At 35.0% G+C, this 20,387-nt stretch carries 18 protein-coding genes and 1 rRNA gene; 4 read left to right on the forward strand and 15 right to left on the reverse strand.

Features of this window, described 5'->3' with window-relative positions; genetic code table 11:
• A 16S ribosomal RNA gene (locus A9178_RS15845) occupies nt 1-498 on the reverse strand; the annotation flags it as partial.
• Nucleotides 499-824: 326 nt separating this feature from the next.
• The gene (locus tag A9178_RS15850; protein WP_068677040.1) at nt 825-1,043 is read right to left on the reverse strand and encodes a hypothetical protein; all 219 of its coding nucleotides are present in this window, start codon (nt 1,041-1,043) and stop codon (nt 825-827) included.
• 200 nt (nt 1,044-1,243) lie between these two features.
• On the opposite strand from A9178_RS15850, the gene pdaB reads away from it, so the two are divergent.
• The gene (pdaB, locus tag A9178_RS15855) at nt 1,244-2,002 is read left to right on the forward strand and encodes a polysaccharide deacetylase family sporulation protein PdaB (protein ID WP_068677042.1); all 759 of its coding nucleotides are present in this window, start codon (nt 1,244-1,246) and stop codon (nt 2,000-2,002) included.
• A 30-nt stretch (nt 2,003-2,032) separates the two neighbouring features.
• Here pdaB and A9178_RS15860 read toward each other — a convergent pair whose 3' ends face one another.
• The gene (locus tag A9178_RS15860) at nt 2,033-2,689 is read right to left on the reverse strand and encodes a KinB-signaling pathway activation protein (RefSeq protein WP_082918238.1); all 657 of its coding nucleotides are present in this window, start codon (nt 2,687-2,689) and stop codon (nt 2,033-2,035) included.
• Nucleotides 2,690-2,887: 198 nt separating this feature from the next.
• Here A9178_RS15860 and gerD point away from each other — a divergent pair, with 198 nt between their 5' ends.
• Nucleotides 2,888-3,550 (forward strand): spore germination lipoprotein GerD, encoded by a 663-nt coding sequence (gene gerD, locus A9178_RS15865; protein ID WP_068677046.1) that lies wholly within the window; start codon nt 2,888-2,890, stop codon nt 3,548-3,550.
• A gap of 89 nt (nt 3,551-3,639) precedes the next feature.
• Here the strand turns inward: gerD and A9178_RS15870 are convergent, their stop codons facing one another.
• Both A9178_RS15870 and cwlD read right to left on the reverse strand, forming a co-directional pair.
• Nucleotides 3,640-4,698, reverse strand: a complete 1,059-nt coding sequence (locus tag A9178_RS15870) for an Mrp/NBP35 family ATP-binding protein (protein WP_068677047.1) — start codon at nt 4,696-4,698, stop codon at nt 3,640-3,642.
• Between the two features lie 91 nt (nt 4,699-4,789).
• The gene (gene cwlD / locus A9178_RS15875) at nt 4,790-5,512 is read right to left on the reverse strand and encodes an N-acetylmuramoyl-L-alanine amidase CwlD (RefSeq protein WP_068677048.1); all 723 of its coding nucleotides are present in this window, start codon (nt 5,510-5,512) and stop codon (nt 4,790-4,792) included.
• Between the two features lie 151 nt (nt 5,513-5,663).
• Between cwlD and A9178_RS15880 the strand changes: the two genes are divergently transcribed.
• Complete coding sequence (locus A9178_RS15880) at nt 5,664-6,074, forward strand: DUF948 domain-containing protein (protein ID WP_068677049.1); 411 nt, start codon at nt 5,664-5,666, stop codon at nt 6,072-6,074.
• A 28-nt stretch (nt 6,075-6,102) separates the two neighbouring features.
• Here the strand turns inward: A9178_RS15880 and A9178_RS15885 are convergent, their stop codons facing one another.
• From A9178_RS15885 to A9178_RS15900, 4 genes are all read right to left on the reverse strand, one after another.
• A complete protein-coding gene (locus A9178_RS15885; RefSeq protein ID WP_197482210.1) occupies nt 6,103-6,312 on the reverse strand; it encodes a hypothetical protein in 210 nt (69 codons plus the stop codon).
• Complete coding sequence (locus tag A9178_RS15890; protein ID WP_068677051.1) at nt 6,302-6,754, reverse strand: DUF948 domain-containing protein; 453 nt, start codon at nt 6,752-6,754, stop codon at nt 6,302-6,304. Before A9178_RS15890 ends, A9178_RS15885 begins: the two co-directional genes overlap by 11 nt.
• Nucleotides 6,755-6,779: 25 nt before the next feature.
• Nucleotides 6,780-7,190, reverse strand: coding sequence for a DUF948 domain-containing protein (locus A9178_RS15895; protein ID WP_068677052.1), 411 nt, complete (start codon nt 7,188-7,190; stop codon nt 6,780-6,782).
• A 198-nt stretch (nt 7,191-7,388) separates the two neighbouring features.
• A complete protein-coding gene (locus A9178_RS15900) occupies nt 7,389-8,567 on the reverse strand; it encodes a GNAT family N-acetyltransferase (protein WP_068677053.1) in 1,179 nt (392 codons plus the stop codon).
• A gap of 133 nt (nt 8,568-8,700) precedes the next feature.
• Here A9178_RS15900 and A9178_RS15905 point away from each other — a divergent pair, with 133 nt between their 5' ends.
• Entirely contained in the window at nt 8,701-9,891 is a 1,191-nt protein-coding gene (locus tag A9178_RS15905; RefSeq protein ID WP_068677056.1) for an AraC family transcriptional regulator, read from the forward strand.
• Between the two features lie 115 nt (nt 9,892-10,006).
• Here A9178_RS15905 and A9178_RS15910 read toward each other — a convergent pair whose 3' ends face one another.
• From A9178_RS15910 to A9178_RS15935, 6 genes are all read right to left on the reverse strand, one after another.
• Nucleotides 10,007-11,422 (reverse strand): MFS transporter, encoded by a 1,416-nt coding sequence (locus A9178_RS15910; RefSeq protein WP_068677057.1) that lies wholly within the window; start codon nt 11,420-11,422, stop codon nt 10,007-10,009.
• A 211-nt stretch (nt 11,423-11,633) separates the two neighbouring features.
• A complete protein-coding gene (locus tag A9178_RS15915; RefSeq protein ID WP_068677061.1) occupies nt 11,634-13,061 on the reverse strand; it encodes an IS1182 family transposase in 1,428 nt (475 codons plus the stop codon).
• Nucleotides 13,062-13,223: 162 nt separating this feature from the next.
• Nucleotides 13,224-14,642 carry an MFS transporter gene (locus tag A9178_RS15920; protein WP_068677063.1) on the reverse strand — a complete coding sequence of 473 codons (1,419 nt, stop codon included), beginning with the start codon at nt 14,640-14,642 and terminating at the stop codon, nt 13,224-13,226.
• Nucleotides 14,643-15,075: 433 nt separating this feature from the next.
• Nucleotides 15,076-16,563 (reverse strand): MFS transporter, encoded by a 1,488-nt coding sequence (locus A9178_RS15925; protein ID WP_068677065.1) that lies wholly within the window; start codon nt 16,561-16,563, stop codon nt 15,076-15,078.
• Between the two features lie 261 nt (nt 16,564-16,824).
• The gene (locus A9178_RS15930; protein ID WP_231889870.1) at nt 16,825-18,300 is read right to left on the reverse strand and encodes an MFS transporter; all 1,476 of its coding nucleotides are present in this window, start codon (nt 18,298-18,300) and stop codon (nt 16,825-16,827) included.
• 335 nt (nt 18,301-18,635) lie between these two features.
• The gene (locus tag A9178_RS15935; protein WP_068677067.1) at nt 18,636-20,117 is read right to left on the reverse strand and encodes a gluconokinase; all 1,482 of its coding nucleotides are present in this window, start codon (nt 20,115-20,117) and stop codon (nt 18,636-18,638) included.
• Between the last annotated feature and the right edge of the window lie 270 nt (nt 20,118-20,387).

A 20,387-nucleotide genomic window follows, 5' to 3' on the forward strand; every position in this document is an offset into this window, starting at 1 on the left:
ATGATCAGTTACTATCATACTTGTTCTTCCCTAACAACAGAGTTTTACGATCCGAAAACCTTCTTCACTCACGCGGCGTTGCTCCGTCAGACTTTCGTCCATTGCGGAAGATTCCCTACTGCTGCCTCCCGTAGGAGTCTGGGCCGTGTCTCAGTCCCAGTGTGGCCGATCACCCTCTCAGGTCGGCTACGCATCGTCGCCTTGGTAGGCCTTTACCCCACCAACTAGCTAATGCGCCGCGGGCCCATCTGTAAGTGACAGCTTACGCCGCCTTTTAAACTTCTTATTATGCAATAAAAAGTGTTATCCGGTATTAGCTCACGTTTCCGCGAGTTATCCCAGTCTTACAGGTAGGTTGCCCACGTGTTACTCACCCGTCCGCCGCTCTTTCCACTACTTTCATCCCCGAAGGGATGAAAGTAGCTTCCAGCGCTCGACTTGCATGTATTAGGCACGCCGCCAGCGTTCGTCCTGAGCCAAGATCAAACTCTCCAAAAAAGTTTGTTCAAATTGACACCAATCAATTTGAAGTTCTTAGCTTTTCAGAGGTTAAATACCTCTATTTTTAAAAGAAAAACAAGTTTCTTTTTTCTTGACATACTGGTTGTTTAATTCAGTTTTCAAAGAGCAATTCATGTCGTTTTTTAACGACAAATATTAATTTATCATACTGCATTTCTTTTGTCAACACGTTTTTCGAATGAATCACAAATGTTCCTTCGCTCTTCTGTGGCGACAAAAATTACTATATCACATGAAATTAATAGATTCAATAGGAAATATAGAAGAAAAAATATTCTAATTTGGACACACAATTCTCCTTACTATTTTCTTGATACTTTCGGCATATACTTTATACAATCTTTTTCGTTCCCTAAACGACGTAGTAATTGAAATAAAAGATAATACCTATCTTTCATTGCAGCTTTTACACTATTATCTATTCTAGTATCTTCAAGATCAATAAGTAATTCTTCTAATTCTCTTTTAACCATGTACTCCATTTCCTTTTTTTCCATATTATTTATTAATAAGCCTAACAATTATTTCACCTCTATAATATAACTTTTAAATATTATCTTCCCAAGTACCCTTCACTTACTATTCCCGTTTTCCTATAATATTCATCCTAATTTTTTAATTTTTTTAGGTTATTCAATTTCAACTAGAAGGGCTTGTTCATATTTTATATTTTCTCCTCATAGAATCTAATAAGGGATAAAGTTAATTTGGGGGAATTATAATGAATCATTTTCACGTTTGGAAATTCGGTCGTTTAAAACGATGGGGATTTATTGCTATACTTGCGTTTTTTACAGCTATTATATTATGGGCTAACGAAAATGGAAGTTTTTCCGTTATTTCGTCAAAGGAATCAGCAGCCATAAGCAAAGGAAATGCCGATGAGCCGAATATCGCATTAACCTTTAATATTAGTTGGGGGGAAGAAAAAGTACATGATATTTTAGAAAAGCTCAATCAAAATAACATTCAAGCTACATTTTTTGTTAGCGGGGAATGGGCAGAACGTCATCCAACTATATTAGACAAAATAGCTGAAGAAAAACATGAAATTGGTATGCTGGGTTACCGTTATAAGAGTTATTTAGATCAAGATATAGAGCAGGTTAGACGAGATTTAATTAAAGCGGAAGAAATTTTTAATAAGCTCGGATACGAAGATGTTAAGCTTTTAAGACCACCTAGTGGGAAATTTAATAAAGATATTCTTAAACTGGCTGAAGACATGAGTTATCAAGTTATCCATTGGAATGTTAATCCAAATGACTGGGAAAATCCAGGAACACAAACTATTGTGGACAGCGTAATGAAAGTAACTAAAAACGGGGACATCATCCTTCTTCATGCATCAGATTCCGTAAAACAAACTGCTGAAGCATTAGATACGATATTACCAGGACTTACAAACAAAGGATATCATTTTGTATCAATGACGGAATTAATTAATCAAGCACACGCAGATTCAAAAATAGTAGAATGAGTAAAAAACCACCAGTACTGGTGGTTTTTTTTATGCTTTACTATGTGATGCTGTTTTATTATTTGAAGATGACATATTCTTTTTAGAAGTAGTCTCACTTGATTTTTGATTCATGCGATGTAAGGCTAGTATTTGGTAAGTATTGCACGCTAATAATGGTGCAATCATTAACCATGCATATTCCGTTCCTTCTGCTTGAAGACCCGGAACCCACTCTACTGCAGTCATCACGATCATAAAGAATAGTGCTGGTATAAATGCATTTTGCTTTGTTTCTTTTGCTTTCCTTTTTGCAACAAACCAACTATAAACAAATAATATAATTACCATTAGGACATACCAACGAATAGAAACCTCACCTTTTGTTGCTTGATAAGGAAAATACACTAGGTCGAATAGAACAAATGCGATTAACAGTAGTTGAACCGTAGGCCAAAACGAGCGAAATAAACTAATTCCATACCGATGAACGAATAAATAAGCAAAGAAACCTGTCATACTAAGTACACTAAATGTTAAGCCTAGACCAATATTAAAAGTAAATAATCCAATTATTTCCCAATAATTAAACGGACTTAAATACGATATATAAACATCATATTGAACGTAAAAACTAATGATTAGTCCAGCAATTCCACCTATTATAGCTGTTTTAAATAGGAAATTCACCAAATACCGAGTCTTCAATATCATAATCCTCCTGATTGTACGCAATAGTATATATTATGCGTAGTTTAACATGAAAACGCATTTTTTTCCTTCATCTTGACTTATTATGTCGGTAAGGTTTTTAAAACGAAATAACTAATCGAAGTTTTACTTTTATAGTACGTATAGTTTATATTTTTGAAACCATATTAATAATATACGGAAGGAGGATTCCTAATGTATCGCTTCATATATGTGACAATTATAGGATTTTGCCTCTTAGTTTTAGCCGCTTGTGGTGGTGGAGGTAATGCTTCCGCTAACGATAGTGATTATGATCAAACCAAAAAAATGGTTATAGATATATTACAAACGGAAGAAGGAAAAAAGGCACTTACCGATACATTATCTGATGAAAAATTAAAGAAGGAATTTGTCATCAACTCAGATGAGGTAAAAAAGGCCATTAATGAAACACTTGTTTCAGACGAAGGAAAAAAGATGTGGCAAGAGATGTTTGAAGATCCGAAATTTGCGGAAGCTTATGCTAAATCAATGGAAAAACCTCAAAAGGATTTACAAAAAAACTTAATGAATGATTCCGAATATAAACAGCAAATGATTGATTTATTAAAAGATCCACAAATGATGGCACATTTTTTGACCGTTTTAAAGAGTCAAGAATTTAGTGCTCATTTGGAAGAAAGTATTCAAAAAACTATAGAAACCCCCACCTTCCAAGCAAAAATACAAGAGATATTGTTAAAAGCAGCTGAAGAACAAGCTAAAGGTCAAGGTGGAGAAAACTCTTCTGGCAATAGTAGTGGTAATCAAGAAGGCGGCGGAAGTGAGAAAGAAGGTAGTGGCCAACAAGGTGGGGGCGGTAATGGAGGCGGATAAAATTTATGAAAATGGTTAAAGAGGACGTCAGAAATACGCCCTCTTTAACCATTATTTAGAAAGTTATGGAATCTGATGATCTTTGTTCTTTATTCCTCAATTTTAGCAATAATTTTAGCTGCCATTTTATGGTATTCCTTTCCATTAGGGTGATCTTCCTGATACACCCCAGGAGAAAATTCTTCTTCATCCATATAAGGTTGCTGTAATTGCAAGCGACCAAGTACTTTTGTTTCAAGCACTTCGGCTAACTTGTCACCGCCGCCTTGTCCGAAAACATGTTCTTTTTCCCCTGTTTTCTTGCTTACGAAATAAGACATATTTTCGACTACGCCAAGAATTTCATGGTTCGTTTTCATTGCCATTTGTCCAGCACGGGCCGCTACAAATGCAGCTGTTGGATGTGGTGTTGTAACAATCACTTCTTTACATGTCGGAAGAAGTTCATGAACATCCATTGCAATATCCCCTGTCCCTGGTGGAAGGTCAAGAAGTAAATAGTCTAAATCTCCCCATTCCACTTCAGAAAAGAAGCTATTTAGCATTTTCCCTAACATAGGTCCACGCCAAATAATAGGAGAATTGTCTTCTACAAAAAATCCCATAGAAATGACCTTTACACCGAAACGTTCAACAGGAATAATCTTCTTGCCACGAACAACTGGACGCTTCTCGATCCCCATCATATCCGGAACGCTAAATCCATATATATCCGCATCTATAATTCCAACTTTTTTTCCCAAGCGCGCTAAAGAAACGGCTAAGTTAACCGTAACAGTAGATTTCCCGACTCCACCTTTTCCACTAGCAACCGCAACAAATTTTGTATTTGAGTTACCGCCCATTAAAGAGGCTTCTTTAGCTTGGTCAACAGCTGGCTGATACTTTTTAATAATTTCATCAGGTAATTGTTCAAAGCGCAAGCCTACCGTGTTTGCACCATTTCTCTTTAATATACCGACAATTTCCTGTTGCATTTGCATTTGCTCACCGGTATTTAATTTAGAAATACCAACTTTAACACTAATATGCTTTTTATCCTCTTTAATGTTGACATTAATTATTCCATCTGTTTCTTCTAAAGTTTTATGTAAAAATGGATCTTTTACCTGGCTAAGTAGTTTAATTACTTCTTCATTTGTTAGCAAAGAACTCACCATCCCTTATTTTATGCATATTAAACCATCTAGAATAAGTATAACATAGATTCGGGAAAACCTAAGAAATGTGAATCCCCTTTCAATCATTATCTTCTTCCTCTATTTCCTCAGTAGTATAACGTAAAATTCCCTCGTAAATACTTGCCGCCATTTTATCCTGATAATCCTCTTGTTTTAATAACTCTCTTTCATCTACATTTGATAAAAATCCTATTTCCACTAACGCGCCAGGGACTTCCGCATGTTTCAATAGATACATTTCTGTTTTAGCAAGGGCTTCACGATTTGTATTTTCTAAATTACGAATAATTTCTGCTTGAATCATTTTAGCTAAATGTTTATTTTCATCATTACTCGGATAATAAAAGGTTTGTGCACCTCTCCATTTCGTTGAGGACAATGCATTTAAATGAATACTAAGAAAAAAATCTGCCTTGTGAGCTTGGATAAAATTCAAGCGATTACGAATATCTTCTGATTTTCTACGAGAAAGCCCCTTCGTTTCCTCACTAGCTAAATCTTTGTCCTCTTCTCTTGTTAAATATACAGTTGCACCAGCCTCTTGTAGATAGGTACTTAGTTTCTTTGAAACCGATAAAGTGATTGCCTCTTCTGTTGTTCCATCTTTACCAACAGCACCTCCATCAGGCCCACCATGCCCTGGATCAAGTACAATGGTTTTCCCTGATAGTGGTAATGAAAATTTAGCTACATCTAGGCTCTTATTCATTGGAAATTGAATGAGAAATACTAATAAAGCTAATCCTAATAACCAAAAACCAACTTTTACCATTCGTTTCATCTTTCTCGCCCCTTAACTTAAATTATTTTATTTTATGGGACAAGATAAATGTTTATGACAAATTATATGGTATGCTATTATAGTAATTGCAAAGTCTAAAATATAGCACAATATATAATGAAAAAATGAAATAGTAGAAAGGGGTTATCGTATGCTTTGGCTAGGAATAGGTGTTCTAGTGGTAGGCGTGGCACTATTACTATTAGCAGTCGTATTAATTAAGCCACTTTTTAAATTAGCAGGGATTTTTAGTAGTTTACAAAAAACAACAGATACGTTGCCAAATCAGGTAAATGATATCACTTCCCAAACAACCAATGCCATTGGAGCAGGAATCAACACATTAAATGAAATCAACACGCAAGTAAAAAAACTCAATCCTTTGTTTAATATTATTGGAGATGTTGGTCAGGCAACCAATAAACTTAGTTCTTCCATCGTTAGTAAAGTTAACGCTATTAACAACCAAACAGAAACTGCCAAATCCATTTCAACAGCAAAAGGATTGGAAGGCTTTTACGCCTTAATCGCACTCACATTTTTACTTTTTAAGAGAAAATAGGATGACCCATTTTGGGCCATCCTATTTTTTAATTCTTACGATCCATATCCCGCTTTATATCATCTAAAAAATCAGCTCGTTTTTTACCTTCTAAATAAAGCTTCCGATCCAATGCTTTGATTCTATCCTTTATACGATTAGAACGGAGAAGGTTTTTATAACTTTTTCTTTCCAATAAAGCAGCTGTAAGTCCACTTGCGAATCCTAGGACTATTGACAGTCCTGTTTTATTGTTCATCAAATTTAGTTCCCTCTTCCTTTTTCAATTCATTACGTTTCTTGTACCAGTAATAAGCAAGTGCAAATGTTCCATATAAACCACCAATTTTATTCTTTTCTGCTACGTCTCGGGCACCTTCCGTTTTCGACTTCATCGTGTCCGTAACATTCGCAACAGATGATGTGAACTTTCTTGTTACATTTCCAACATCACCAACTACATAAAACAGTGGACTTAATTGTTTTAATTTATCATTAACATCCACTAATGTATTATTACTTTCACTAATCATATCCCCTGTTTTCTTCATAATATCATCCATTTGTTTCGGAAGTTGCTCTACTGTTTGGTCCACACCTTTTAGTACATTAGCCAAATTATTCAATGCATGTCCTATAAATATAGATAGAACTAACAAAGCTACGCCAATTATAATTACTCCGATTCCTACTAGTGTCATCGTTCAATCACATTCCTTCCCATAACTAATTTACCCTTTTCCACTTCTTAATAACTTGCATAGCTGCTTCTCCCCATTTAATTGCTTCAACTGTTGGGCGCAGCTGTTTTTTAATTTTTTCGTCAGTTATTTTGTCTTTATACACTTTATATGTATCATTGATACTATTAATAGAATTACCTACATTCTCAACGGTTTCAAATACACTATCTGTCACTTTCATGTCTTCAGAAATCTCATCAATGGTTGTATGTACTTCCTGAATGGTCTTTGTTAACTGTGGGGTTATATATTCAAATTGTTTCTCTACATCTCTCAATGTTTCCCCAAGTGAGCTTGTAACATTAGCTAACCGTTTTAAGGTTATGGAAATATATATAGCAGCTATAAAAAATGCAATAGAGCAAAGCAAAATACCAAAATAAATAATTTCCACAATCTTCCCTCCTTCTTATAGAAGTTATTATACCACTCACAATTAGAAATAAAAATGCTACCACTTTTGATTAGAAGCATATTCTTACACAAAAAAGTTCCTTTAAAAATTTAAACCTTCCAATTTAGCTTAACCAATAGGGCCCATCTAATTCGATAGAACCTAAGAATACATTGCCTTTCTTATTCTAATCTACATTTAAAAGAAATCAGGAAAATAGGTTTGTTTGCTTGGAATTAATCCTTCAAGTGTGTGGAGATCCCTTTCATTTCCATCCACTAATCCTAAGTTATATAGTTCCATTGGTCGTTTATATCCAAAGAACATGGTAGTAAGTTGTTGGATGTTGCAACTAATACCTATATTGCCTTTGTTTTCTTTTATCCCCTTTTCTTGGGTTACATCCATTTTACCATTTACTTCCTTAAGGTAATATGTACCCGAATTATCTGGTATAAAATCATCTTGGACATGAAGCTGTAACGAAACACCTTTTAGTTGAAGTTGACTTACATATTGCTTCAGAAATGAATTCACATCTACAATTCTTGCCATAAAATAAGGAGATACTTTCTGACCAAACCTTGGTTCATCAAGTAGAACTGGTAAATTATCACTTTCAGGAACATCTATGTGTATTTGATCTGCCATGGAATCATGATTAGCCATAAATTGAAGTAGGATTTTCAACCCATTCAAAGAACAATAAGCGAGCTCATCCACTTTAAATATCCTATCCTTTACAGAAAAAATGAGATATCCATCTGGTTTATGTTCATTATTATAAGCTACTACTTTTAATGGCTTATGCTTCCACACGCGTTGTTCCCACCACTTTTCATCCCGTATAAGCGAACCATTAAATTGATCCATATATGTATGATAAACCGTATTAAAAATAGAAATATCTGATTCTGCCCTTTTTACATATCCACTTCCATCCCAATTCTTTTTAATATTTTCCATCGGTATCTCATACTTCATTTTAGCAAAGGCCATTTCCCATCCATACTTCCGGTAAAAGGGAACAGAAAATGGATGGAGATAGGATACCAATTGCCCATTTTCTCTCATCTTTTGTAGAGCATGGAAAAGTAAATCCTTCACCATCCCTTTTCTACGATATTCTGGCCATGTAGCGACAGAGCTAATTCCTCCCATTTCTACGGAGGCTCCGTTTATATTTACCGTCAACGGAATGAGATGAAGCTTTGCTGAGACTTTTTCTTGATCTTTTATTCCCCAAATCATATGCCTTTCCGCTTCCTCTTTTTTCTTTTGCAATTCCTCTTCTGTTAATTCATATTGGAAAGCGAATTGAGATAAAGAAAATATTTCATCATAGTCACTATCATTCAATTTCACTATCTTGTTCATACAAACTACCCCTTTCTATATTTGATAATAACATTTTAATTCAATACATTTTGATTCCCCATACTAACTTAATTATAATAATAAAGGAGACTAGTTGAAATCTCTATTTTTAGTTGGACATAGGAGGATAAGTATGTACGAAACAACTGCGATTATTTCGGGTGCAATGAAAATCTATTATATTACAAACCTCAATACGTATGTAATTAATTCTGAAGAAGACTTTATTTTGCACCATGAGAACTTTACCATTCCACCTTTTATGCCTGGGTCCAACGAAAAAGACATGAAACATCTATATAAAAGTATGGTTACTGGAAAACTACACTCCTATACAAACCAATGGGGATTACAATATTTAGGATATCGATTCAAACAAAATGACATTTACTCCATTATTATTGGTCCATATTTCAGTGTAACTCCGAATTACTATAAGTTAATAAAGGATTATAAATTAACAAGTAATGAAGGTGAAACCTTAAGAAATGTTTGTAATCAAATGCAAGTACTAACGTTTAAAAAGGTAAATAGCTTTTCAAGTATTCTTATAAACTTCGAACATATGATGGATAAAGATACTACACCAGTGATTATTAACCCTGATAAAGAAGAAGTAACACGGAAGACACATTATACGGAAGATGAAGACGCGAAAAAAATTTCATTACGATACAAAGTTGAAGATGATATCATTCACGCTGTTGAAACAGGGGATAAAGAGAAGGCGTTAAACATAAGTCATACCAATAATGTTTTTATGGGCCTTGATGAAAGGTTTCCTAATCAACCATTATTACGAGTGAAAAATCTTGCTATTGTATTAAATACATTATTACGTACGGCTGCAAAAAATAAAAATGTACCACCTATTTTAATCCACCGTATCTCCGAAAAGTTTGCCTATAAGATTGAAGAAACAAACCAATTAACAAAGTTATATCAACTATACGATAGACTGATTAGTGATTATGCTGATCTAATAAAGAACAATTCACTTCAAGGATACTCAAAGGAAGTACGTAAGGTGATTGAACATCTAATCGCTTTTTTCAATCAAGCACTGCACAACGAGGAACTTTCAGGTATCACCTATACTCATCCGAGTCACTTATCACGGAAATTCAAACAGGAAACCGGAATGACAATTACAGGATATCAACAAATGCTACGAATAAATAAAGCGAAATATCTCCTTAAGACAGAAAAGCTTCCCATTGATGAAGTGGCTTGGTTAGTTGGATATGAAGATTCCTCATACTTTTCAAGAGTATTTAAGAAACAAACTGGACTTACTCCTACACAGTATAGGGAAAGGGAATAAAAAAACTGCAACTAATGTATACCTTACAATAGTTGCAGTCTAACATACAAAGACGCTTTTCTATTCAACGTCTTTCGTTTTGTCTATTTTAATGTTGCATTATAACCCTTAACAGTTATTTATTCTCCCTTCTATTTTTGGCAAGATCATCGGCAAGTTGGTTCGTACGTTTTTTATTTAATGGATAAAAAATCGCTAGAGCTAAAAATCCCAATAAAAACATTATCCCAGGTGCCAAAGTGGCTAGTGAATATATGCCATCAAGTACATCCTGTGACTGTGTTCCCCTTGTTGCATCGTACCCTACTGCAGTTATTGCAATACCAGCAAGTCCACCGGCCAGTGCTTGACCGATTTTTCGAGAAAAGGAATAAATCGAATAAACCGTTCCATCTTCCCTTTTCCCAGTAATATATTCATGATAATCCGTAACATCTGTAACAAATGCCCAAGTGATAATATTGAATAAGTTTATTCCTAACATACCTACCGCTGTTAGCAATATAAATAAGGGAACGGAAACATCTGGTAAAAGATATAAAAATAAATAGGTAACACCCGCAATTAGCAATCCAACTGAACCTATTTCCTTTTTGCCAAACCTAGTCACGGCCTGATTAATAATCGGAACCACAATAAATACGGTAGCAGTTTGAATAAATCCAAACATACTTAAAGCAATGGTTGTTCCAAAGTAATCTTTAAATAAATAAACATTTACAACACCTATCATCAACATAGTTGCCATAAAAATGAGGGAAACAACTAACATCCAAATGAGAGATTTATTTTTAACAAGACCTCTTGCAGTTCTTTTGAAATCTCCCTTTTTCTTTTCCATTTTTGGTACAATAATTCGTTCCGTTGATAATTTAACACACACTATAATGCTTGCTAAGGACAAGAACCCGAACATTACCGCAGTCAATAAAAAACGATCGGCACTCGCTATATTGTTGTCGAATAGAATAAGAGGCCCGCCAACACTTATGATTAAAGCCGCCAAGGAGGAGCCCATTGTTCTCCAAGTGGATAGTGACGTACGTTCTACTGGGTCATTCGTTATGACGGATGCCATCGACCCGTAAGGTATATTCACGGTAGAATACAAAGTACCCCATAGAATATACATGGCAACCGCCCATGCAACATAAAATCCATCCGGCATTCCAGGTATCATAACAAACATAAGCATACCTACAATAACAAGTGGAAAAGACATGCGGAATATCCAAAGGATGAATGTACCATGTTTTTTATTTCTTCTTGAGTCAATAAAACGGCCCCATAGTACATCGGCAAAGGCATTCCATATATTTGCAACCAAAAATAAGATGCCAACTGTTGCAGCACTAATATGGAGGATATCTGTGTAATAAACCATTAAGTAGGAATTTACCAATATAAAAAATAAACTGCCACCAAAATCTCCTAATAAATAACCGACCTTGTCCATTAGCCCAAATGGCCTCACTGACCTAATAGTATTGTTGCTATCATACAATTCTATTTCTTTCTGAGCCTGATCCATCTTTCCCCTCCTATCAATACTCTTCTACTACGTCATAAATTATAATCTTCTGGTATAGCTTAAAAAAGCCCCCACTAAGTGAGGAGGCCACTGAAAATCTTATGATTTTTCAGTGAAACTAAAGATTTGTTATGGAAAAAGACGACTCTAATTCTTTTTTAAAATTTAGAGTCGTCTTTTTATGGATTTATGTATTCTTCATTGCTTATTTTTAACCTATTAGTTTCAATATTCGTTTTAGATTTACAGTGAATATTGCCATGGCTCCTTGCATTTCCATGCCAATGAGACCCGAGGATTTTGAAACATCATACCCGTGTCTATGTTTTAATTCACTATTTTTCGCTTCAATTTTATAGCGTTCTTTGGATTTTTCTTTGAAATAATCCGTTTCTTGGAATTTTGCCTGCTCACTATGTTCTTCTGATTTGATACTAACAGAATAGGTTTTGCTTTTAGCTCCTGGTTTATAGCAGCCTTCCCTAAACGGACAAACTTTACATTTTTCCACATCAAAATAATAGGTATCTGTTTGGTTCTTAGAGACCCCTTTTTTTCCTTGACGTGCTTTCCGTATCGCCATATGACCAGCTTTACAGACGTACATTCCAGCATCTTTATTAAATTCAAATTCATCTTCTTTCGTACGAGTACCTTGTGTTACTGGATTTAATTTGGCTACTAAATCCATTTCATTTTTCCTCGTGTATTCAATATTTCCCTTCTCTGAATAAGCTGCATCTCCAATTACTGTCTTTACGTCCATACCAGCTTCCATACTTTTCTCAATCAGTGTTTCTAATTGTTTCCCATCATTCTTTTCACCAGTTGTAACTGTAGCTGCCGTGATAATTCTTTCTTCACTCATCGCTATATATGTTTTATAACCCAAAAAGGATGTATCCCTTGTTTTGTGGCCAATTTTCGCATCTTCATCCTCGGAAATTCGTAAATGTTCAATGTGGTCGCTTACGGTTTCTTTTAATAGGTTCAACTTCTCTTTGACTTTCGGATATTCAGAAATTGTTTCTTCATTTTCAATCACATTCATAAGTTTTTGACAGTATTCAATCTCATCTTCCAACTCATTCGTTGTCGATTTGGATGGGAATTTTTTCTTCATGGATTCATCAATCTCATAAACCGATTTCCGAAGTTTCTTGGAGCGATCCCTCAATATTTCCTTTGGTGATTTTTGATTATAACGGGCTTTTGTATGGGTGGCGTCCACAATGATAGAATTACTTTTTATAACTTCTTTTTCAATGGCAATCTCCATCGTTTTATTGATTAACATATCTAATAGATTTACATCTTTTAATCGTAATTTACGAAATTTGGTTAGCGAACTTGGCTCAATAACCGGGGCTTCCGGAGCCATCCCAAGAAAATATTTAAAAGACATATCATATTTAGAACGTTCGACAATATCTACATCTGATAAATCAAAGATGGTTTTAAGAAGTAAATATTTAAACATACGAATTGGATCAATCGCATTCCGACCGTTCGTATGACAGTATTTATCATTTAATTCATCGTATACAAAAGAAAAGTCCACTAATTCATTAAGTCTTCGTAAGAAATTATCCTTTGGCACAACTAGATCATAGATTTCCGAGTATGGACTCAATATCATCGACTCTTATTTTTGAATCATTATAGCCACCCACTTATACTTGATACTTTTATTGTAACTAAAAAAAGATATGATTCCCATCATAAATTTGGGAATCATATCTTTTTTGGACTTTTTCAGTGGCCTCCTAAGTGAGGACTCTTCTAAAAACATCATACTTTCTTATTTCGCTGCTTCTCTCTTTTCTGCCAAATCTATTTCAAGCTGTTTTGTACGTTTTTTGTTTAATGGATAAGCAAATACGAGAACTAGGAAGATAACAAAGTATCCAATTGCTGGTACGAGTGTTGCTATTGTATAAATCCCATCCTTCACTTCCGCTACTTGTGTTGCAGCTCCAGAATTATATCCTACAAACGTTAGAGCATACCCTGTAAGCCCACCAGCGAATGCTTGTCCCAATTTTCGCGCGAATGAATAAATTGCATATACGGTTCCATCTTCACGTGAACCAGTTAGATATTCTTGATAGTCAATCGCATCTGTAACAAAGGCCCAAATAATCAAGTTAAAAAATCCAAATCCAAGTAGACCAACTGCATTAATAACTAAAAATACTGGTAATGATATGTTCGGGATTAAATATAGTGATAAATAACTGATTGCTGCAAGTAGTGTTCCAGCTGAACCAAGTTCTTTTTTACCAAAGCGCTTAACAAGCGGTGTTAATGCAGGCATGGAAAGAAATACGATTCCACTTTGAATTAAACTAAACAAACTTAAAGCGGTTGCACTACCGAAAAAGTCTTTGAATAGATACACGTTAATAGACATTACAAGCATCATAGTCATTAAGAATAATAGTGATGCAATTAGTAGTGTTATTAGCGGAACGTTTTTAACAAGTCCCTTTGCTGTTTTGGCAAAGTTAAGTTTCTCACCAGATTCCTTTACTGGGTGTTGAATACGTTCTGTTGATAACCTTACACATCCCATATAGCATGAAATTGCTAAAATACTAAATACAATTGCCATCGTAAGCATACGACTTGCGGAAAGTTCATTATCTACGAATACAATCAGTGGTGCTCCTGCACTAATGACCAAGCCCGCTGCTGTACCACCCATTGTTCTCCATCCAGAAAGTGATGCACGATCCGTTGAATCACCAGAGATAACCGCAGCCATGGATCCATATGGAATATTTACTGTGGTGTAAAGCATTCCCCATAAGATATAGGTCACATATGCATAAGCCAAATAAAATCCATTTGACATTCCAGGAATATGAACAAACATTAAAGCACTGGATATAACAAGTGGCAATGACATTCTAAAAATCCATGGTCTAAATTTACCCATTGGTGTATTCTTTCTAGAGTCGATAAAACGCCCCCATAAAACGTCTGTAATCGCATCCCAAAAACGAGCAACCAAGAATAGCGTACCTACCGCCGCGGCACTAATACCGAAGACATCGGTATAGAATACCATTAAGAATGTACTTACTAGAATAAACGAGAAATCGTTTCCAAAATCACCTAATAAATAACCGACTTTATCTCGCATACCAAATGGGCGTACAGATGATTTTGGTTCGTTTGTCAACGGATCAGATGTTTTGAGTGCACTCTGGTTCATTTCAAATCCCTCCATGGTGATAATTTAATAGTTTAGTTACATTAATTTGTTAGACATACAAACTAAATTCTTACAACTTAATAATTTATGAAAGCACCTTCATTTCACAACATTTATTAAGTAGATAGAGTTCCAATTAATATATAGAGAGTAAATCCCTGGTATTTACTATAAAATGTAGTAAATTCGCTTTAAACTTGTGTAATTATTTTCAGTAGTTATTTTGTTCATCAAACAAACTAACTTGTACCCTTATAGTATATGAAAACGTTTCATTATGCAAGCATTTTTTTAATTATTCAATTTCCTGAATAGATTATACCAATTAAATATAAAAGGACTCGTCGTAGGTTAAAATGTACCCTAGTTTTTCCTTTTTCCCCATAAAAATACGGCAATCAATGTAATCCGCTACATTGATTGCCGTTAACTATTAAATTGCTTCCATTTCCGTTTTCATATCAGTATCTTCTATTTTTCCTTCTGCTTTTAAGCGTGCTAATTCAATTTGAATTTCTTCCATTTTCTTATCATCTAGTCTATAGAATTTCATACATACAAGTGAAACGATCAGCATTAATGCTGGTAAACCAAATGCTAATAACAGTGTCATTCCGAATAATGGTGTAGTTAAAGCATCGTTTACTGTCGGGAACGCATCTTTAAATCCGATTAGTGCAACACCGAAACCAACAATAGCTGGTGCTAAAGATGTAATTAATTTATCAATAAAAGAGAAGAGAGTTCCTATCATGCCTGGTACATAACGGCCTGATTTATACGTTTCATAGTCAGAAATATCAGCAATCATTGGGTTAACTAAGGTAGATGGAATTTGGCCGAATCCCATTGCTAATGTATATAAAATTGTAAAGGCTACAATGCCAACACTTACTCCGCCAGACATGGAAGCTGGATCTACAATTAAGAATAATGCTACTAGACCTGCTAATGATAGAAATGCTACCCATGTTGCTTGTACAAAGGATTTTCTCATTCCTTTTTTTCTAGCAACTGCAACCGCTAGAAAAGTTATTAATAAGATTGGCAGTACAGTTATCATAGAAATCGTACCACTAAGTGCATAGTTTCCCATTAAGATTCCAAATACCATCACGATTACCACAGATTGTCTTAATAGTGTAAATGCTAGTTTATCTGCTGTAACCGCTGTAATTAAAAGTTGCAAAGGTTTATTTCCTTTTAGAATAGGCCAGTAATCACGGAATCTTGTATTTACTGTTGAGTCAGCTAAACCGAAAAATTCTTTTCTATCCTTACCAGCAATACCGATAACTGCTAGAATGGTAAATATTCCAGCCAGAACGATAGCAATTGTATTTAACTCAACAAACAATCCCATATTAAAATCTCCGTGTTTGGCAATTAGATAAGATGCTACAAATACTTGTCCAAGTGTAAAGACGAATGTATTGTAAATTCCATCAAATACAGCGAATACAGGACGTTGTTTTGGATCATTTGTTAGTACTGTCTGTGCCGCTTTTGTAACAGCTGTTTGAAACGTATAGCCGATAACATATAACGCGTAAGTTATTATAAAGAAAACTAATTGATATTGTTGTGGCAATGTGTGTGTAATGCTATACATTAAAATAACGGATGTAGCTAAGATAACATTACCAATAATCATCATTGGTCTAAACTTACCAAATTTTGTTTCTGTTTTATCGATAAGAAAACCAACAATTGGGTCTGTGATCCCATCAAATACACGCATAAATGTTAAAACCATACTTACTATAGCAACAGTTAGCCCAGCAACTCCGGCTGCGTAATACGATACAAATGTCAGGATAAACATATAAAGATTCGTTGCTGTGTTATTTAGAGCGAAAAAACCAATTTGCCATAATTTAGCTCTGTTGTATTCTTTATTTGTTTCGACTGCTGTTGACATAAATATTCCTCCCCACAATTGACCCGCTTATAGGAAACGCTACCAATTGAGTAAAATGTAATAAAATTTATATAAAACAATGAAACTATTTACTGCTTAGTTATTTTGTTAGTCAAACAAACTAACTTGTACTCTTATACTATATGAAAACGCTTTATTATGCAAGCGCTTTTTTAATAAACTTTTAAATTTACTTCTGACAAACTATACATCCATATAAAAGACTAGAATCCATCATAAAAGATAGATTCTAGCCCTATATTAACTCGTCTTTATTTCATTGTCTTTTGCATTTTCTTTTATATCTGCAATTGCAGTTTGAATTTCTTCCATTTTCTTATTATCTAATGCATAAAACTTCATAGCTATAATAGAAGCAATCCATCCAAGCATCGGGATACCGAATTTCAGGATCAACGTCATGACTAATAACGAGACAGTTAATGATTCTCCTAATTGTGGGAATTCGTCTGTATAACCGATGAATGCAACTAAGAAACCTACAACGGCTGGTGCCAGTGATGAGATCAACTTATCAACAAATGAAAAAATAGTGCCCATCATCCCTGGTACGTAACGCCCAGTATTATATGTTTCATAGTCAGATACGTCAGCAATCATTGGGATAACTAGTGCATTAGTTAAACCAGTTAGTCCCATACCGAGGCTATAAAGCACAAGGAAAATAATGGTTGCAATACCGATATTGCTTAGTGAAATAACGGTTGGTTCAATTATTAATAGAAATACAACTAATATAGCAAAAGATATTAAGGCAATCCAAGTAGCTTTTACAAAGGAATTCTTCAAACCAACTTTTCTAGCGTACCCAACCCCTAGAAAGGTTATTAACAGAGACGGAATAATTGTAATCATCGAAATTGTCCCACTTAATGCGTAATCCCCTAACATAATACCAAAAAACATGATTAGAACAGCCGGTTGTCTTACAATACTACTTGCCAATTTATCAGTAGAGGCTGCAATTACTAACATTTGCATTGGTCTATTTCCTTTTAAGACCGGCCAATAATCACGGAATCTTGTTTCAACTGTTTGATCAGCTAGTCCGAAGAATTCTTTACGATCTTTCTCCCAGATTGCTATAATAGCTAAGATTGTAAAAATTCCAGATAATATAATTGCATACATATTTAATTCTTTGAAAAGTGATAATGTAAAGTCCCCATGTTTCCCTACTAAATAAGATGCCACAAATACCTGTCCACCGGTGAAAACAAAAATATTATAAGAAGCATCAAAAACAGAGAAAAGTGGACGTTGCTTCGGATTATTTGTTAAAACCGTCTGCGCTGCTTTTGTAACTGCTGTTTGGAATGTATATCCAATAATGTAAACCGCATAAATTGCTATAAAGAATAGAAATTGCATTGATTCAGGTAATAGATGTGTAACATTATACATAATTAACATGGTACTAGCTAAAATAACATTACCTATCACCATCATTGGTCGGAATTTCCCAAACTTCGACTCTGTCTTGTCAATGATAAAACCAATGATCGGATCCGTAAACCCATCGAAAATGCGCATTGCTGTCAATATCGTACTAACTACAACAACAGATAACCCCGCTACTCCCGTTGCATAATAGGACACAAAACCAATGGCAAACATGTAAAGATTAGTAGCTGTGTTGTTTAGAGCAAAAAAGGCAATCTGCCACATTTTAGCACTATTGTACTTTGGATTACCTTCCATAACTTTTGCCGACATAAGACTTCCCCCTTAAGCATTATATTTTACAATTTTCTATCCCCTTTATGCTCGTCCTCGTTATCCTATCTCCCCCCACCCATAACAACGCTTACAATACTAATAATTCAAAAAACTATTTCAAAAATTCTTTCTATCTCTACTAACAACAGTTAGTTTGATAGGCAAACCAACTATTAATCTATATAATAATTGGAAGCGCTTTACTAGTCAAGAGATTTTTTAAATTATGTTTTAAAAAAGATAGTACGAAAAATCTGCATAGCGCCATCTGGATAATTCAAATCACAAAAAAATGAGCTCTTCTAAAGAAGAAGATAGCTCATGTAAACTTTCTATTCATTGAATAATACTTCTATATTAGCCAATAGCTTGCTATATTTTTTATAAATAGAAGCATATAATTCATGGTTTTCCATATTCGGTTCAACTTTACTTTCTTTTGGAAGACTACTTTTAATATCTTCAAATGAATCTGCCTTTCCAATTCCCACCAATGCAGTCCAAGCCGCTCCCCAAGCTGCATTATGATGGGTTTCAGAAAGATAAATTTCCTTTCCAAAGATATCTGCCATAATCTGTACCCAAAGTTTGGATTTGGTTAATCCACCATTTACACTTATTTTCTCCGGTGCACCTGCAATTTTCTCCAAGGATTTACCGATTTGATAAATGTTTAAGGCAATTCCTTCTAGCACAGCACGAGCTAGATGCTCTTTCTTATGATTAATACTTAGGCCAAAGAAGTTCCCTTTTGCTCGGCCATCCCATAATGGTGCTCTCTCTCCATTTACATAAGGTAAAAATACAATTCCGCCAGAACCTACTTCCACTTTTTCTGCGCCTGCTAATAATTCATCATGAGTTCCCTTATATTCCAATAAATCTTTAAACCATTGCAAAGCAACTCCACCATTATTTGTAGGACCACCAATGATAGACATGTCTTCGGTAAATACATAAGTAAATGTCTCCATCTTATCATTAACTGGAGCACCATTTACAAATTGCCTAATCGCACCACTTGTACCTACAGATATATTTACTTCTCCCGGTTTGATTGCACCACTTCCAAGGTTAGCTAATTGACCATCTGCAGAACCGATGACAAATGGCATATTAGGAGAAAGACCGATTTCCTTAGCTATACTAGAATCGATTCCTGTTAAAATTTCTGTTGGAGGGACAATAGTAGAAAGCTGTTCTCTTTCTACTCCAGCAAGTTCTAAAGCTGTTTCTTCCCAATCTAAATTCTTTACATTAAACATTCCTGTTGCGGTGGCCATGGAGTAATCAATAACTCTTTTGCCAAACCACTTCTGTAATAAATACTCTTTCATAGACATGAAATAGGTTGCATTTTCATAGGCTTCAAAGTTATTTTCCTTCATCCAAATTAGTTTAAGTAGTGGTGTCATCGGATGGATTGGCGTACCCGTCTTCGCATAAATCTCCACTCCTTCATCAGTCTTCACTAATCTCTCTGCTATGTGATTACTACGCTTATCGGACCAGATAAGCATTTGGGACATAGCTTCCATCTTCTCATCTACACAAATGAGAGAATGCATCGCAGCGGAGATACCTAAAGTTAGGAGATCATCTTCTTTCGCGTTGGAAAGCTCTACCACACTTTTTAACGCTTGTCTGGAAGCAGATTCTACTTCATTAGGGTCCTGCTCTGCCCAATCTGATTTTGGATAATTCGTCGTTATCATTTCTTCCGCTTCAGCAATTACCTTTCCTTTTTGGTCAAAAATAACTGCCTTCACACTTGTTGTTCCAATATCAAGTCCAATCACTAATTCTCTTGACATATATACCTCTTCCTTTTTTTTGAAAACTTGAACATTCGTACTCTCTTATCTTCCAAAAAAAATCCCTTTACTTTAGAAAAGGCTCTCGAGCAAGATGCCCCAAAGCCTTTTTATTTTCATCATTATAGTGCGCGTTCAAAGAGGAGGATAAAAAGGACCGAGAAGTTCGAGGCGGCGTAGCTTTGAGCACCGGAATGTACATTAAAAGGTACATGAGGAGCGGAAAGCAAGCCAACTAGAAACGTCGAAGTGTCATTTTTACCGGACTTT

This window comes from Oceanobacillus sp. Castelsardo, assembly GCF_001659985.1.
GTDB lineage: Bacteria > Bacillota > Bacilli > Bacillales > Amphibacillaceae > Oceanobacillus.

Bases quoted from the DNA above. Each gene is read 5' to 3' on its own strand.
- pdaB (WP_068677042.1), top strand. From the start codon at position 1,244: ATGAATCATTTTCACGTTTGGAAATTCGGTCGTTTAAAACGATGGGGA.
- gerD (WP_068677046.1), top strand. From the start codon at position 2,888: ATGTATCGCTTCATATATGTGACAATTATAGGATTTTGCCTCTTAGTT.
- cwlD (WP_068677048.1), bottom strand. From the start codon at position 5,512: ATGAAACGAATGGTAAAAGTTGGTTTTTGGTTATTAGGATTAGCTTTA.
- A9178_RS15880 (WP_068677049.1), top strand. From the start codon at position 5,664: ATGCTTTGGCTAGGAATAGGTGTTCTAGTGGTAGGCGTGGCACTATTA.
- A9178_RS15885 (WP_197482210.1), bottom strand. From the start codon at position 6,312: ATGAACAATAAAACAGGACTGTCAATAGTCCTAGGATTCGCAAGTGGA.
- A9178_RS15890 (WP_068677051.1), bottom strand. From the start codon at position 6,754: ATGACACTAGTAGGAATCGGAGTAATTATAATTGGCGTAGCTTTGTTA.
- A9178_RS15900 (WP_068677053.1), bottom strand. From the start codon at position 8,567: ATGAACAAGATAGTGAAATTGAATGATAGTGACTATGATGAAATATTT.
- A9178_RS15905 (WP_068677056.1), top strand. From the start codon at position 8,701: ATGTACGAAACAACTGCGATTATTTCGGGTGCAATGAAAATCTATTAT.
- A9178_RS15910 (WP_068677057.1), bottom strand. From the start codon at position 11,422: ATGGATCAGGCTCAGAAAGAAATAGAATTGTATGATAGCAACAATACT.
- A9178_RS15915 (WP_068677061.1), bottom strand. From the start codon at position 13,061: ATGATATTGAGTCCATACTCGGAAATCTATGATCTAGTTGTGCCAAAG.
- A9178_RS15920 (WP_068677063.1), bottom strand. From the start codon at position 14,642: ATGAACCAGAGTGCACTCAAAACATCTGATCCGTTGACAAACGAACCA.
- A9178_RS15925 (WP_068677065.1), bottom strand. From the start codon at position 16,563: ATGTCAACAGCAGTCGAAACAAATAAAGAATACAACAGAGCTAAATTA.
- A9178_RS15930 (WP_231889870.1), bottom strand. From the start codon at position 18,300: ATGTCGGCAAAAGTTATGGAAGGTAATCCAAAGTACAATAGTGCTAAA.
- A9178_RS15935 (WP_068677067.1), bottom strand. From the start codon at position 20,117: ATGTCAAGAGAATTAGTGATTGGACTTGATATTGGAACAACAAGTGTG.